General features: G+C 33.5%; 16 protein-coding genes. 10 read left to right on the top strand and 6 right to left on the bottom strand.

What is annotated here, in order from left to right; translation table 11 throughout:
* Positions 1–36 precede the first annotated feature (36 nt).
* The 6 genes from ACYIAQ_RS01150 to ACYIAQ_RS01125 all read left to right on the top strand — a co-directional run bounded on the left by ACYIAQ_RS01150 (position 37) and on the right by ACYIAQ_RS01125 (position 5,521).
* Positions 37–720: a tRNA (adenine(22)-N(1))-methyltransferase gene (locus ACYIAQ_RS01150; protein WP_483562247.1), complete on the top strand. Its 684-nt coding sequence runs from the start codon at positions 37–39 to the stop codon at positions 718–720.
* The gene (locus tag ACYIAQ_RS01145; RefSeq protein ID WP_483562246.1) at positions 713–1,510 is read left to right on the top strand and encodes a Nif3-like dinuclear metal center hexameric protein; all 798 of its coding nucleotides are present in this window, start codon (positions 713–715) and stop codon (positions 1,508–1,510) included. Before ACYIAQ_RS01150 ends, ACYIAQ_RS01145 begins: the two co-directional genes overlap by 8 nt.
* Positions 1,511–1,522: 12 nt before the next feature.
* Positions 1,523–2,764 (top strand): peptidase T, encoded by a 1,242-nt coding sequence (gene pepT / locus ACYIAQ_RS01140; protein ID WP_483562245.1) that lies wholly within the window; start codon positions 1,523–1,525, stop codon positions 2,762–2,764.
* Positions 2,765–3,628: 864 nt separating this feature from the next.
* Entirely contained in the window at positions 3,629–3,988 is a 360-nt protein-coding gene (locus ACYIAQ_RS01135; protein ID WP_122022960.1) for a GntR family transcriptional regulator, read from the top strand.
* A 4-nt stretch (positions 3,989–3,992) separates the two neighbouring features.
* Positions 3,993–4,697, top strand: coding sequence for an ATP-binding cassette domain-containing protein (locus ACYIAQ_RS01130; protein WP_122018229.1), 705 nt, complete (start codon positions 3,993–3,995; stop codon positions 4,695–4,697).
* The gene (locus tag ACYIAQ_RS01125; RefSeq protein ID WP_483562244.1) at positions 4,697–5,521 is read left to right on the top strand and encodes a hypothetical protein; all 825 of its coding nucleotides are present in this window, start codon (positions 4,697–4,699) and stop codon (positions 5,519–5,521) included. Before ACYIAQ_RS01130 ends, ACYIAQ_RS01125 begins: the two co-directional genes overlap by 1 nt.
* Before the next feature lie 64 nt (positions 5,522–5,585).
* Here the strand turns inward: ACYIAQ_RS01125 and ACYIAQ_RS01120 are convergent, their stop codons facing one another.
* Positions 5,586–5,777 carry an LBP_cg2779 family protein gene (locus ACYIAQ_RS01120; protein WP_122018225.1) on the bottom strand — a complete coding sequence of 64 codons (192 nt, stop codon included), beginning with the start codon at positions 5,775–5,777 and terminating at the stop codon, positions 5,586–5,588.
* A gap of 48 nt (positions 5,778–5,825) precedes the next feature.
* On the bottom strand, positions 5,826–6,404 hold the full coding sequence (gene lepB / locus ACYIAQ_RS01115; protein WP_122018224.1) for a signal peptidase I: 579 nt from the start codon (positions 6,402–6,404) through the stop codon (positions 5,826–5,828).
* An 84-nt stretch (positions 6,405–6,488) separates the two neighbouring features.
* Between lepB and ACYIAQ_RS01110 the strand changes: the two genes are divergently transcribed.
* The 4 genes from ACYIAQ_RS01110 to ACYIAQ_RS01095 are packed head-to-tail and all read left to right on the top strand — an operon-like array spanning position 6,489 to position 10,370.
* A complete protein-coding gene (locus ACYIAQ_RS01110; protein ID WP_483562243.1) occupies positions 6,489–7,241 on the top strand; it encodes an SAM-dependent methyltransferase in 753 nt (250 codons plus the stop codon).
* On the top strand, positions 7,231–8,196 hold the full coding sequence (locus ACYIAQ_RS01105) for a hypothetical protein (protein ID WP_483562242.1): 966 nt from the start codon (positions 7,231–7,233) through the stop codon (positions 8,194–8,196). The genes ACYIAQ_RS01110 and ACYIAQ_RS01105 overlap by 11 nt, the downstream gene beginning before the upstream one ends.
* Entirely contained in the window at positions 8,189–9,565 is a 1,377-nt protein-coding gene (locus ACYIAQ_RS01100; RefSeq protein WP_483562241.1) for an RsmB/NOP family class I SAM-dependent RNA methyltransferase, read from the top strand. The genes ACYIAQ_RS01105 and ACYIAQ_RS01100 overlap by 8 nt, the downstream gene beginning before the upstream one ends.
* A 16-nt stretch (positions 9,566–9,581) precedes the next feature.
* Positions 9,582–10,370: a Cof-type HAD-IIB family hydrolase gene (locus ACYIAQ_RS01095; RefSeq protein ID WP_483562240.1), complete on the top strand. Its 789-nt coding sequence runs from the start codon at positions 9,582–9,584 to the stop codon at positions 10,368–10,370.
* Positions 10,371–10,427: 57 nt separating this feature from the next.
* Here the strand turns inward: ACYIAQ_RS01095 and fni are convergent, their stop codons facing one another.
* The 4 genes from fni to mvk are packed head-to-tail and all read right to left on the bottom strand — an operon-like array spanning position 10,428 to position 14,462.
* A complete protein-coding gene (gene fni, locus ACYIAQ_RS01090) occupies positions 10,428–11,441 on the bottom strand; it encodes a type 2 isopentenyl-diphosphate Delta-isomerase (RefSeq protein ID WP_483562239.1) in 1,014 nt (337 codons plus the stop codon).
* Between the two features lie 29 nt (positions 11,442–11,470).
* Complete coding sequence (locus ACYIAQ_RS01085; RefSeq protein WP_122018218.1) at positions 11,471–12,550, bottom strand: phosphomevalonate kinase; 1,080 nt, start codon at positions 12,548–12,550, stop codon at positions 11,471–11,473.
* A 44-nt stretch (positions 12,551–12,594) separates the two neighbouring features.
* Positions 12,595–13,554 (bottom strand): diphosphomevalonate decarboxylase, encoded by a 960-nt coding sequence (gene mvaD / locus ACYIAQ_RS01080; RefSeq protein ID WP_483562238.1) that lies wholly within the window; start codon positions 13,552–13,554, stop codon positions 12,595–12,597.
* Positions 13,554–14,462: a mevalonate kinase gene (mvk, locus tag ACYIAQ_RS01075; protein ID WP_483562237.1), complete on the bottom strand. Its 909-nt coding sequence runs from the start codon at positions 14,460–14,462 to the stop codon at positions 13,554–13,556. The genes mvaD and mvk overlap by 1 nt, the downstream gene beginning before the upstream one ends.
* Positions 14,463–14,518 lie beyond the last annotated feature (56 nt).

The following is a 14,518-nucleotide window of genomic DNA, read 5'->3' as shown; positions in this document are numbered from 1 at the left end:
TGCTAAAATTTCAGTATACAGAAAGTAGGGTGGAAAGTGAATTTACGTTTGAATGCTTTAGCTAACATGGTAGATATAGGTAGTCGGGTTGCCGATATTGGTACCGATCATGCCTATTTACCAATTGAATTAGTTAAATCTGGCAAAATTAATTTTGCCATTGCTAGTGATATTGCTGCTGGACCTTTAGCCAATGCAAAACAAGATATTGTAGAGGCAGGACTTGAAGAAAAGATTGAACCACGCTTAGGTGCGGGGCTTGACACGATTACTAAAGAAGATCAGATTGATACTGTGGTAATTGCTGGCATGGGCGGAAAACTCATGACCCAAATTTTAAATACTTCTTGGGAAAATGATTTAAGTTTTGATACTCTAATTTTAGAGCCAAATATTGGTGAATGTGGTGTTCGTGAGTGGCTAATTGAGCATCATTATCTTATTCAAGATGAACAAATTATTGCTGAAGCAGGGCACATTTACGAATTAATTAAAGCAATAAAAGTTAAGAAAAAAGAATTATTAACAAGAGAGCAATTATATTTTGGACCAATAATTTTAAAAAACAAAAATACCATTTTTTATCAAAAATGGCGAGGACAGTTACTGTATCAAAAAAAACTGCTGACCAATTTAAATAGGGCTAAGAAAAAGGATTTAACGCACATTCAACGAATTAAAAATGAAATAAGGATGATTGAAGGCGAACTAAATGACTAAAGTTATTGATATTGTGACAGTTTTAAGACAATATTTTCCAGAAGAAATTGCAAGTAGTGGAGATCCAGTTGGTATTCAGATTGGTTCACTTAATCAGACAGTTACTGGATTAATGACTACTCTTGATGTAAGACCTCAAGTAGTTGACGAAGCCATCGACAAAGGAATTAATTTTATTATTAGTCATCATCCAGTAATGTTTCATCCAGCAGTTAACCTCGATTTTGCCAATCCACAAAATGAAATGTACGCCAAAATTATTAAACATGGGATTACAATTTATTCAATTCATACTAATTCCGATAAAGCACAGGATGGTTCAAGTGATTGGCAAGCAGAAGAACTGGGATTAAAAGAAATCGAACCATTTTGTTTGGATGATGATGGAATTGCCATTGGACGCAAAGGAAAGTTAGCTCACTCTTTTTCAGCGCATGATTTTGCTTATTATGTTAAGTATAAAATGAAAAGCAACATGGTAAGATTAATTACCGCTGAACCGACTAAAATGATTTCAACTGTTGGTTTTATCTGTGGTGATGGCAATAAATACTGGCATCAAGCTGTAAAAGAAAAGCTTGATGCCTTCATTACTGGAGATGTTTACTATCATACGGGACATGATATGATTTCTTCTGGATTAACAGTTGTTGATCCGGGGCATTATACTGAAAAGCTGTTTAAAGATAAAATGTATGAAAAACTAAACCAATGGAATGATGAAAACAACTGGAATATTCAAATTGATAAATCTGTAGTTTCCACAAATCCATTTCAAGATTTATTTTAATAAAGGAGAACCATGGAATATCCAAACTTATTACCAAGATTTTTAAAGTACGTTCAAGTTAATTCACGTTCTGATGAACATTCTTCTCGTTTCCCGTCTACTATACGTGAGGAAGATTTTCAAAAACAAGTAATCATGACAGATCTTAAAACCTTAGGTTTAAATGATGTCCATTATAACCAAAAGTCAGGTTGCGTAATCGCAGAGATACCCGCAACCATTGATTATGATGTTCCCGTAATGGGATTTCTTGCACATAGTGACACCGCTGACTTTAATTCCGAAAATGTTAAACCACAGATTCATAGAAACTATGATGGAAAATCTAAAATTCAATTAGGTAATTCTGAATTTTATCTTGATCCAGCAGTTTTTCCACACCTTAAAAATTATCATGGTCAAACAATTATTACGGCTTCAGGTGATACTTTACTAGGTGGGGATGATAAATGTGGTGTCGCAGAACTTGTAACCTTTGCAGAATATCTTTTGAATCATCCAGAAATTAAACACGGCAAAATTCGATTGGCTTTTACCCCAGATGAAGAAATCGGTACTGGAGCAAGTCATTTCGATGTTGATGAATTTGGCGCTGATTTTGCCTTTACTGTAGATGGTGAGGCACCGGGAAAACTTGATTGGGGAACTTTTTCAGCAGCACAATTCGAACTTGATATTCAAGGCGTCAATGTTCATCCTGCAGTAGCAAAGGGGCAAATGATTAATGCAATTCAAATTGGAATCGACTTCCATAATCAATTACCTCATGAGGAAGTTCCTGAAAAAACTGAAGGTAGGCAAGGATTCTTTCATTTAATGAATTTTAAGGGAACGGTCGATAATGCTCACTTAGATTACATTATTCGTGATTTTGAACGCGATGGTTTAGAAAACCGAAAAGCTCTAATTAAAGAGATTGTTACTAAAATGAATGAAAAATTTGGTACAGAGCGGATAAAACTAAAAATGTGGGATCAATACTACAATATGGCTGATGAATTGGCAAAACGAATGGATATTGTCAATTTAGCACGTGAGGCCTACAAAAGTGAGGGATTACCAATTAATGAAGATCCCGTTCGAGGTGGAACTGATGGGTCTCAGTTAACTTATATGGGTCTGCCATGTCCAAATTTATTTGCTGGTGAAGAAAACATGCATGGTCGCTATGAATACACTGTCTTAGAATCAATGTATAAGGCAGTAGACGTTATGGTGAAAATGGCTACATTAAATGCTATCAATAATAAGTAGTGAAACAAATTTTGTATAGAATACGTTTACTTGGCAAAATAATTAAATTTAAAAAATGCTTTTATATCAAGCAAAGCTTGATTTACGAAAAACACAGATAATTATACACATCTACTATAGAAAACAAAAATTGCTCATACAATCATTGATTTAAATGGTTTTACGGGCTTTTTTTTCTTTAAAGTGCTAATTTTACATAGTTGTGAAACAACGAAAAAGTTATTAAAAAATCCTAGTGTTCCATTCTAGTCAAATGATTCATACGATTAATGAGACTAACTTATGCAATAGTAAGCAACTTTACCAAGAGCTTAAGCACATAAATATCAACTTCATAAGTTCATCTCAAAAAAATAGAGATGTTGCTAAATATAATAGTTCTAGATTTTTAATACAAGCCCTGATTTCAGTTTTGTTCTTTATTTTCATTGGTTGTTTACGACACTCATGGAGAACATTGAGGTAATTAAGGAATTTAAGTTTCTCGTTAACATTGGTTATAGTAAAAAGAAATTGCGCAGAATAGCCGCAACTGCTTCTTACGACTCTTTCTATCAACGATGATTATTAGCCTACTTAATGGGTTAGTTGCCTTTATTGGATTTAGATATATTTTTTAGCTGATGAAGTGATTGCTTTTTAGGCACTTACACCATGGCTGGTGTACAGATTATTAGTACTGGCCTAATATTCTTGCTTATTTATCTCTTTTCCTATCGCAAAAATAAAGTCTTATTAGACCTTTAATATGTTAATTATGACAAAAAAATATAAAAAGCCAACTTAAATATTGCATAAACTAATAATGTGCGTTATCATCGTGTGTTAGAAGTGTGATACAGTATAAAAAAGGATGGTGGAGTTGTGGAATTTAAAGATAATATCCCTATTTATCTTCAAATCAAACAGTATCTTTATCGGCAGATTATTACCGGTAAATTGCAACCAGGTAGTAAAATCCCTTCTGTACGTGAATTAGCTGTTTTACTAACAGTTAATGTCAATACAGTGCAACGTGCTCTGCAGCAAATGAACACTGAAGGAATTTTATTTACTAAAAGAGGCGAAGGTAATTTTGTGACCGAAGATACTAAACTGCTAGAAAAGACTAAACAGGAATTAATTGAAGAAGAGTTAGATAAATTTGTTGACAATATGGCAGCTTTAGGACTTACTAACAAAGAAATCACAATATCTTTAACACGATATTTAAATAGGGAGTAAAATCATGGAAAATCTTTTAGAAATTAAAGATTTAACTTACAAGAAGAATCATAAAACAATATTAGAAAACATTAACTTACAGTTACAGCCTGGCAAGATTGTGGCGCTTCTAGGTGAAAATGGTGCTGGTAAAACAACACTCATGCGAATTATTGCCAGCATGGCTAAAAATTATCAAGGAGAAGTTACCGTTGCCGGTAGAAGTAGTGAAGCCGAACGAAAAGAGCACTTGTCATTTACTGATGGTTTAACTGGTTTTAGTGGGTCAACCAAAATAAATGAGATAGTACATTTTTATGAAGTAATCTATCAAGATTTTGACAGCGAACAATTTGAACAGTTGCGTTCATTTATGAAACTCGATTTAGGTATGCGGTTATCGCAAATGTCGAAAGGAATGCGAGAAAAATTAATTATTGCTCTTACTTTTTCACGTAAAACTGATCTATATTTGCTAGATGAACCTTTTTCGGGAATCGATGCAATGGCTCGTAAAAAAATTATTAATTCAATTCTCCTTTGGAAAGAAGATCAGGCAACCATTTTAATTTCAGATCATTTTGTTAATGAAATTGAAACAACACTTGATGAAATTGTGATTATTAAAAATAAGACGATCTATACACATAAATCTGCGGATGATATAAGAGCAAAGAACATTAGTGTAGAGACATATTACGAGAGTCTTTATCAAGGGGAGGAAGAATAATGTCAATTTTTAACCGACTGTTTACCGAATTTTTTAAACAAAAAACTAAGGATTGCTTTTTATGGCTTCTCTTACAATTTATATGTTCGTTAGGCATTGCATTTTTTTCTGTAGGCCATGTTTTTGTTAATTCTACTCAAGCTGAAGATTTTTTTGCAGGTTTGTGCGCTATTTTTTTAATGCTGTCTTTTTTTGTTATACTTATTTTTTATGTTGTAACTTGTGTTAAAAATGAGCACATTAATAATAACCAAACTTGGCGGTTAGCACCGATTAAGGATAGTTTACTATACGCTGATAACACCTTAAGTTCTTTTATTGCGGTTGTTTATTTTTCTATTTTAGAATTTCTGGCAAACTTTCTATTATTTGGTGCAACATTTTTACTTAACAAACAATTTCATACTGATACGCTAAGAAACATAGCTGAATTTAAACGTTCGCTTCATAATGTAGATATTAATACTATCGCAGTTTTGTTAGAAGCAATATTATTAGCCATCTTAATTGCATTTCTTGGTTACTTTTTGATTAGCTTCTTTAATTTTTCCAGTAGCGCCTTGCTTGATTTTCTTCCTGGATCATCAAGTAAAAAGATAATGGAAGTAATTCGTTTCATAATTATAATGGTTCTTGCGTGGTTATTAAGCAAGGCTAACCAATTTATCAGACAGTTATTTATTAACTCAGGATTTTATGGTATCCAGAATGCTTTTCATAGTTTAATAATTGTGATTTTAACATTAGTTGTGATTGACCTGATATTTTTGGGCATCAATATCTTTTTAATGACTAGATACTTTGAAGCTAAAGAAAAGAAGTAAATATTTTAAAACAAAAGCCATCAAGAACAGTCTTGATGGCTTTTGTTATGTATATTAATGATTTTTAATTATTAGTAGCCAAATAATCGTAAATTTGGTTAATTTCTTCAGTAGTGCACGCACCAGTACCAGCTTTCATTGCATGAATCTTTTCAACTGATAAATGACTAGCAAAAGCCAAATCGGTATCAGTTACGTGATGCTTTACTTCATAATTAATAATTGCACCGGACAATTCTTCTAATTGCTGATTCATAATAAAATCTCCTCTACAATTTATTTTAACAAATTTTAAAAAGTAATGTTAAAATCCTTGAATTTTTGTAAACGGCCAATATCTGAACACAACCTTGCCAACCAAGGCATCACGTTTTACTGGACCAAAAATATGCGAATCTTTTGATATGTCACGATGATCACCCATTACATAGTATGAGCCTTTCGGTACCTTATAGGTAAAATTAGATGTGTAGGTCTGCCCAGCATCATTATCTGCTTTTTTAAAGCTATTATCTAAATATGGCTCCTTAAACAATTTACCATTAATATACATTTTATCATTTTTAGAAACTAATTTATCTCCAGGTAAACCAATAACACGTTTGATATATAAAGCCCCCGGAACATCGTTAGCGGCCTTAGGTGCTAACAAAACAACAACGTCATTTCTTTTGGGAGTAAAATGCCTTACCGAAATCAGCCGTTCGTTATCTTCAAAGGTGGGCTGCATTGACGGACCGGAAACACGGTCATTTGAAAGAACAAAATTAAATAGCAAATAAAAGATTCCAAGAATTATTGCCATCATAACGACAACATCTAGAATAAATTTACCCCAACTTTCTTCTTTTTCATCTTGCTTTTTAGTTACGTTTTTTGCCATAAAATATTCTCCTTTATCAAGTTCCTCTTTATTATAACTGAAATCCTCTCGTTTGAATGGTAAAATCATTATTAGGTATTAAAGATGACAGATTTTTTAACTAAAATTAACCAGCTAGACGCTGCAATTAATAGACAACAGGTTCATAAACAAACTTTAGAAGTAAGGCAAATAATTTCTTTTGTTAACCACAAAAATATTTTACCCAATGCGCCAAAGCCACTGGGCTTTTTACCAAACGAAGTTGAAGAAATTAGTCAGACACTTACTTTTAAACAAATTAACCAATTTAAAATTATTAATCAACTATTTAATAATTTACGTCAGTTTTTATCTGTTAAATACGGCATTTGGTCTTTGCCAAATTTAACAACCGCCGATTTAATCAAAGAAAACTTACAAATTAAGAATGGTTTAGAAATAATGGCTGGCAACGGATATTGGTCCAAAGCGTTAAGCCAAGTTGGAGTTAACATGATTGCAACAGATTCTTTTGAGTGGTCCAAAACTTCTGCCACTGGTAGGCAAACGTGTTATCCAATTTATAATTTCGATGCTTTGATGGCAATTAAAAAATTTACTAATGTAGAATTAATTATTTGTTCTTGGGCGCCTAATTTCACTGAAAGTGATTTATTGGCGGTTAAAACATGGGAAAGATATAATCCTAACAGTCACTTGCTTTTTATTGGCGAAAAAAATGGGGTAACTAATTCACCCGAATTTTGGCATAAAATGCACTTCAGTCAATCTTCAGAGTTGCATCAAATAAATCAATCTTTTAGCAGCTTCGACTTTATTAATGAACAGGTATTTGAGATCAAGCATGAAATTTAAAAAAGCAATTTTATTATTAATTATTTTTCTTTCTTTATTAGGTATTGGTAGCATACTTTCCAATATTCAATCACAAGAAGCAGATCAGCTGCTTGAAGCTTATGGATTAAGTAATAATACACGCTATTTTGAAATTAAAAACAAGCAAACAGTTGGTTCCTTTTTGATTTATCTACAAGAAAAATATCCTAAAAATAAAATCCAACTTCATTTGGCAAACAAAAATGAAACCAATCAAACATTAGTTTGGTCTAATTATAATGTTATTAATTTACCTACAGAGTATGGTCGTTATTTTTCAGTTGACGATTTTAAAAGCAGAGTCACTTTTGCTGTACTAGGGTTAAATTCTAAGGCAGCAACACTTAAAACTCAAGGCAATCAATATCTTAAGCTTAATAATAATTATTATTCAGTAATTGGAACCTTAAAACATTATCGGCAGATGAAGCAAACTGGTTATTATTTGACTACTGGTCCCGAGCAACCAACAGGGCAGTTCAAATTAAAGAATTACGTTATTATTATTGATAGTTCAAACAAAGTAATTCGTCATCTTGCATCTCATTATCATGTTAAGGTCAAAATACCTTCTTTTGTCAAAAAACATCAAATTCATCGGTTTTCAGTAATTAAAGAAATAATTTTTATGATCTTTTTTGGTTTTATTATTATGCTCTGTAATGTATTGCTGGCAATAATTGAATGGTCAACTGGTAAACAAACTCATTTGAGCGGGCATCTGCTAAATAATTTATTGTTCAACCGTGGAATTAGAATTATCTTAATGGAATTACTTTTAACATTTAGCGCATATTTCTTTCTTAATTGGCGTACATTTATATCCAAGCAACAACACTTGTTCTGGCTTCTATCTATATGTTGGCTGGTAGCTTTTATCAGTTATTGTTATACTTTGTTTTATCTTTGGCGAAAGGAAAAAATTAATGCTTAATCTTCCAACTGAATTTGTTGATAAATATCGGACTTTACTCGGAAAAACCAAAGCTAATAAACTATTTGATGCGTTAGACAATGATCCAAAAAAGGCTTATCGTATTAATTCGCTTAACAAACAGTATAAATTTAATAATCACCAAGCTTCTTCTGTTCCAGACATTCCACAAGCTTATTACGGTCAATTTAATAGTCAAAGTCCTGAATGGGTAAGTGGTATTATTTATTCACAAGACCCGGCAGCTATGTTTCCAGCATTAATTACAAATGCTAAGCCTGGTCAACGTATATTAGATCTTTGTGCAGCTCCAGGTGGAAAAAGCACGGCTTTAGGGGAACAACTTCGAGGAAAAGGTCTTCTGGTAGCAAATGAAATATCCACTTCTCGCGCTAAAATTTTACGAGAAAATATTGAACGTTGGGGGATTACTAATGCACTTGTCACAAATGAAAGTCCGCAAAAATTAGCTCCGCAATTTCCTGCTTTTTTTGATAAAATTATTGTTGATGCCCCATGTAGTGGTGAGGGGATGTTTCGTAAAAATAAAGACGCGATTACGTATTGGTCACAAGATTACATACAACTTTGTCAAAATCGTCAAAAAGAAATTTTAACAGAAGCGGTTAAAATGCTGGCGCCAGGTGGAGAATTGATTTATTCTACCTGTACCTTTGCACCAGAAGAAGATGAGCAAATTGTTTCGTGGTTAGTAGAACAGTATAATTTTAAAATATCACCAATTAATCTTAAAGAAGCCAATGTAGATCATGGTCAACCAGAGTGGGGAAACGGCAACTCTAGTTTGAGAAATACACTCCGTTTTTGGCCTTTTGACAATTTGGGAGAGGGACAATTCATTGCAAAACTCCAAAGTTCTATTCACGAAAATAGTATTAATAAGCATAAAAAAAAGCATTCCAATAGAGATGCTACGAACAGATTAACCCAAGAAGAAAAGCTTTGGATTTCTAAAGTGATGGAACCGTTTAAACTACCGACATCTTTAATTAATTGGTCCAAAACCAGCCGTGTTAGCAACGGACATGTCTTTATCCCCGCTATTGAAGATAAATTATCACTGAAAATTCTTAATAATGGGGTAGAATTGGGGATAATAAAGAAAAATCGGTTTGAACCTGGTCACCAGTTAGCTATGGTGCTTGGACAAATACAACAAGATTGTGTAATCAATCTCTCCGAAAATGATTATATAAAGTTTCTTCATGGCGAAGCTTTGCCTACTACTAGTGAATTACGGGGCTTTGTTTTAGTTAGTTATCGCGAGGAGATTTTTAGCTTTGGAAAAATAACTGGTAATGCAGTCTTAAAAAACTTTTATCCTAAGGGACTTCGCACTAAACAATAAGGAGGAAATTAAATTAATGATTAAATTAGTTGCAACTGACATGGATGGTACTTGGTTAACTGATGCCAAAACCTATGATGAAGAATTATTTTTGCGTGAATTTGCAATTATGCAACAACGCAATATTAAATTTGTAATTGCAAGTGGAAATCAGTTTGAAAATTTATATTCACGCTTTCCTAACGTAGCTGATCAACTTTATTTCGTTGCAGAAAATGGTGCACTAGTAGCAAAAGGACGGCAAGTATTACATGTTAACAGTTTGTCAGATTCCGATTGGCAAACTGTTTTGGAAATAATTAACAAGTATAACGAGCGAGTTACAGTTTCTGGACTGGCCAGTGCTTATGTTTTAACTCAGGAGGGGAAAGCATATAGCAATGAACTAAGAAAATATTATGAAAAATTAACTCTGGTTAATAGTTTTGAAAATTTAGACGACCAAATTTTCAAAGCGACATTTGATGTCCCCAAAAATAAAATGCCTCAATTACTTGAGCAATTAGTGCAGAATTACCCACAACTTGATTTTGTCTCTGGGTCTTCAACCTCAATTGACATGTCGACCAAGGGAATGAATAAAGCACAGGGTCTAAAGTATCTTAGTACCAAATTTAACATAAATCCTCGTGAAATGGTGGCTTTTGGCGATAGTGGTAACGATGTAGGAATGCTGAAATATGTCGGTCGTAGTTTTGCCACTGCAACAGCCTTACCAATTGCCAAGAAAGCTGCCGGTCGCATTATTGGATCAAGCAATGATAGTGCTGTACAAAAAGAAATTTGGAATTTATTAAATGATTAAGTAATAAAAAACTTGTAACTCAATCCAGTAGAGGATTAACTTACAAGTTTTTTATTATTATAATTGTTGCAACCAATTTTGTAATTGCAAATCATAATATTTAGGAATTGAAGAAACAGTCTGTAAATCAGTTTGCCCGTATATAGCTAGCAATCCCGCTAATTCTTTTTGCCAATTCAAAATCATCTGTAACAAAATATCTGCATCATTTTTAATTAAAACCTGCAAAAATGTATTGGCAATTCCAACGTATTTTCCGCCTAAACACAAAGCTTTTAAAACATCAAGAGGATTGCGTATACCACCTGAAACGATAAAGTCAACTTTTTCTTTTTTAGCCATTATAGCTGAAATGACCGTTGGTAATCCAACAGTTTCTAAATAGGAAAGGTCACTTTGATTGCGCGCGTTTTCAATTTGAGCAAAGTTAGTGCCTCCGCTACCAGCTATGTCAAACAAGGAAAAACCTTCATTTTTCAATAAATGAATGGTAGCACGATCTAGCCCAAAGCCAACTTCTTTTATTACCAACGGAACCGTAATTTGCTGGCGCAACTTTCTTAAATTATCCAACCAATAAAACTTTCGTTCACCTTCAGGCATTGCAATTTCTTGAACAGCATTCAGATGTATTTGTAAGGCATCAGCTTTTAATTCTGAAACAATTTTTTGAGCATCGTTTGCAGAAGTTGCTGCGTTAACATTAGCAATTATAACGCCTTCGGGATTTTCTTCACGAGCAACAATAAAGCTATCAAGTTGATTATGCTCTTTGACAAGAATACTTGCAGAACCTAATGCAAGGGCAATTTGAGTTTTCGAAGCAATTTTACCTAAGGATTGGTTAATGGCGTAAGCCTTTTGTGAACCTCCAGTCATAGCATTAATAAAAAAAGGTGCTGCTAAATTTTTACCAAACATTTTAGTTCTAAGAATTGTTTTAGAAACACTAGCTTCTGGGAGAGCTGGCCGTATTATGTGCATCTCATCAAAACTGTTTATTTTTTTCTGAGAGTAAAATTTTTCTGCTAATTTAAGATGTTCATCTTTACGCTTAGATCTGATTGACATATCTTACCTCATTATTATTGGATTTTCATTTAAATAAAATTAACTTGATGAACGCGAAAATCTAATGGCATAATACCATTTTGCTGCCATTTTGTTTTTAATCCCGTAAAATCTGTCTTAGAATCAGTGATCACAATCCCACAATCTCCGTTTCCGGCTCCAGATGTTTTAGCAGCTCCACCGAATGATTCAGCAATATTGATTAACTTAGATAAGCGCGGAATTTCAATAGCAATTTGGTTAATTTTTGCAAAATGTTGTAATAATTTGCGATTTTCCCTAATTTTATGTTGAATTAACTGAATGTCGTTTTGTTCAAATCCTGCAATCATTTCTAAGACACATTTTCGTGAAGATTTTAAAAAGCACTTGTATTCTCCATTTAAAGCTGCTTTATTGGCATTGGTTTCGTCAACAAGTAGAGAAGTTGATGCCGGCTTATGGCTCCAACCAATTAATAATTGCATGCCTTGAGGAGGAGTCAACAACTGGATCTTCAATCCCGGCCATGCTTCATTTAAAATTGTCGTTAATGATTTATGAATTAGTTCTTTTTTTAACCAATTCTTATTAAAAGTTTGATAAGCAATCCATCCCCCATAGACGCTAGCGGCAATATCTCCAGCAGAACCATTGCCTTGGACAGAATAATGCGAAATTGCCGAAAGTTTATATACTAGTTCATTACTAAAAGGGACATCATAAAAACGCAAAATTGCTTTCACTGTTGCAACAGTAACTGCTGCACTTGACCCAAGTCCATATTTTTTACCATCAGCAGAATCAAGATCTGAATTAATGTGTAAATCATATACCTTCATTTTTATACCTTGCTCGATACAAAATCGCTCAGTATAAGAAATTGCGGATAAAATATATTCAAATGGATTATCACGGTTATCAATAACCATTCGTGCACCATGTCTAACCCAGTGAATTGAACTTTGAGAATACTGTTTCGAATGAATTAAACCGGTTGTTGAATTTGATTCCATAATTGAAACACGGATAAATTGATTTATAGCTACTAAAATTGCGGGACAATCCTGTTCTAGAACTGCATATTCACCAGCAATATATAACTTTCCGGGAGCTTGCTCTGTTATCAAGGGAATTTAATCTCCTAACTAATTAACTCATCTAAAATTAGAAATTAGTCCAAATATGAAAGGCCCGGACCAAAACCTGCATTTATTATCTTAACATTGTCAAATTCCGATACAAACCGATTAATAATATCTTTTACATTTTTTAACTGACTCAAAATTTTTATGTTAGGTCCTGCATCAATTGTGTAATAACATTCAATTCCTTTACTTCGTAAATCATGGACAACATCTATTGCCTTAATTGTTTCTGGCTCTAAATAGGAAAAACCTGGTTGTGCAGTAAAATTAATGGCATGCATTTCACTAGCATTTAACTCTGCTATTTGACCCAAAGTGGAGAAATCTTCCTCTTTAATTGCATTTATCATAGCGGCTAATTCCTGATCATTACGCTTTAGCCATGGTTGAAAGAATGGGGAAGACTGAGCATGTTTCATTCCAGCAGTTGAAGTTATTTTTTTGGGATGAGGATCTAATTCTATTACTAGTAGTTGCAAATCTATCTGTGGCACTTCATCTAAAGGATATGCATATGAAGAATTATCATCAGTCCCTTTTTTCCAGATTGCAAACCCCCCATAAACAGATCTGCTAGCAGAACCTGATCCATATCTTGCTAAACGCGATAATTCTTGTCGATCAAGTTGAAGATCATAGTAGGCAGCAAATGCGCCAGCTAAAGCCGCAAAAGCAGAACTAGAAGATGCTAATCCTGCCGCCGTTGGGACATGATTATAAGATTCTACTAACAAATTACCGGTAACATTAAACTTGTTTTGCAAAAATTTCAAATAAGAAAACACTCGTCGGTAGCTTTGACCTGTTTGCATAATACCGTTAAGTCGAAAACAATTGCTAGTGCTTGCACAAATTCGTGTATCCGTATAAAACTGATTCAAAGTCATTGATAAACTAGACATTAGTGGTAGACGCTTATGCTCATCAGCTTTTCCCCAATACTTTATGAGCGCAATGTTTGTATGTGCTCGAACAGTTTTATTCATTAAATCTCCTCAATCCAACTATTTTCAACTAATTTATTTGCCTTTTGAGCAATTTTTTCAGCTGTCTGATGATCAGAACACAGGACAATTACAATTCCTCCTAATCCACTACCAGAGAGTTTGCAACCAAGAGCGTTATTAGACAAAGCAAGATCTTGTAGTTGGTCTATTTTGGCTGTAGATAAATTAAAAGAATGCAGTAACGACTGTGCCTGATTAAAAATTTGACCTATTGTTATTTTATCATGATTAAGCCAAGCATCTTTTGTTTCATCAGCAAGCTTTCCCAATCTTTTCAAATTAGTTTCTGCTTGTCTAGAACGCTGTATTAACTCATGTACCTGGTTAACTGCTTGTTTTGTATTACCCAATTCACCTGTATCCATGATTAGCAGTGACGCATGTAACCTAGACTTTATTTCTTGTGGACCTTCTTGAGAATTAAAGAAAATCGGATAACTAGACTTTACAGTTGCAGCATCTAAACCAGATGCTTTACCATGATTAATCATTTCTGCATGATTAGTTATTGCCATAATATCATCATCAGAAAGGTTCAAATTAAAGTATGCATCTAACACCTTGGTTGTTGCTAAAGCCACAGTTGCACTTGAACCTAACCCACGTTCTGGTGGGATTTCTCCTGTATAAGTAATTTTAATTTGTTCAGTGCTTGCAGCTTTTGCTTGCATTGTTTTAAGTACATATTTAAGACCATTATATGAAGAAGGAGCCATAAAAAAAGGACCCTGATAGTGTGTAGTATTCATCAACAGTTCCGAGCTAGGCTCAACTGTGACTTTGATATGCAGAGCCATAATCGGTATTGATAACGCATTATAGCCATAAACTACCGAATGCTCACCAATTAGAATTACTTTTCCATGTGCGAGATAACTACATTTCATTTTATTTAAGTTCCTTTAATGTTTGTGAAAAAATTTATGCTCCTATGCTAAAATAA

The sequence above is a fragment of the Lactobacillus sp. X-49 genome (assembly GCF_057063645.1).
Note: the sequence above shows the minus strand (reverse complement) of the source record. Positions and strands in the feature narration are given on the sequence as shown.

Excerpts from the sequence above, each read along its gene's own strand:
- ACYIAQ_RS01100 (WP_483562241.1), top strand. The coding sequence starts at position 8,189 with ATGCTTAATCTTCCAACTGAATTTGTTGATAAATATCGGACTTTACTC.
- mvk (WP_483562237.1), bottom strand. The coding sequence starts at position 14,462 with ATGAAATGTAGTTATCTCGCACATGGAAAAGTAATTCTAATTGGTGAG.
- fni (WP_483562239.1), bottom strand. The coding sequence starts at position 11,441 with ATGTCAATCAGATCTAAGCGTAAAGATGAACATCTTAAATTAGCAGAA.
- lepB (WP_122018224.1), bottom strand. The coding sequence starts at position 6,404 with ATGGCAAAAAACGTAACTAAAAAGCAAGATGAAAAAGAAGAAAGTTGG.
- pepT (WP_483562245.1), top strand. The coding sequence starts at position 1,523 with ATGGAATATCCAAACTTATTACCAAGATTTTTAAAGTACGTTCAAGTT.
- ACYIAQ_RS01105 (WP_483562242.1), top strand. The coding sequence starts at position 7,231 with ATGAAATTTAAAAAAGCAATTTTATTATTAATTATTTTTCTTTCTTTA.
- ACYIAQ_RS01095 (WP_483562240.1), top strand. The coding sequence starts at position 9,582 with ATGATTAAATTAGTTGCAACTGACATGGATGGTACTTGGTTAACTGAT.
- ACYIAQ_RS01125 (WP_483562244.1), top strand. The coding sequence starts at position 4,697 with ATGTCAATTTTTAACCGACTGTTTACCGAATTTTTTAAACAAAAAACT.
- ACYIAQ_RS01110 (WP_483562243.1), top strand. The coding sequence starts at position 6,489 with ATGACAGATTTTTTAACTAAAATTAACCAGCTAGACGCTGCAATTAAT.
- ACYIAQ_RS01120 (WP_122018225.1), bottom strand. The coding sequence starts at position 5,777 with ATGAATCAGCAATTAGAAGAATTGTCCGGTGCAATTATTAATTATGAA.
- ACYIAQ_RS01145 (WP_483562246.1), top strand. The coding sequence starts at position 713 with ATGACTAAAGTTATTGATATTGTGACAGTTTTAAGACAATATTTTCCA.
- mvaD (WP_483562238.1), bottom strand. The coding sequence starts at position 13,554 with ATGAATAAAACTGTTCGAGCACATACAAACATTGCGCTCATAAAGTAT.
- ACYIAQ_RS01130 (WP_122018229.1), top strand. The coding sequence starts at position 3,993 with ATGGAAAATCTTTTAGAAATTAAAGATTTAACTTACAAGAAGAATCAT.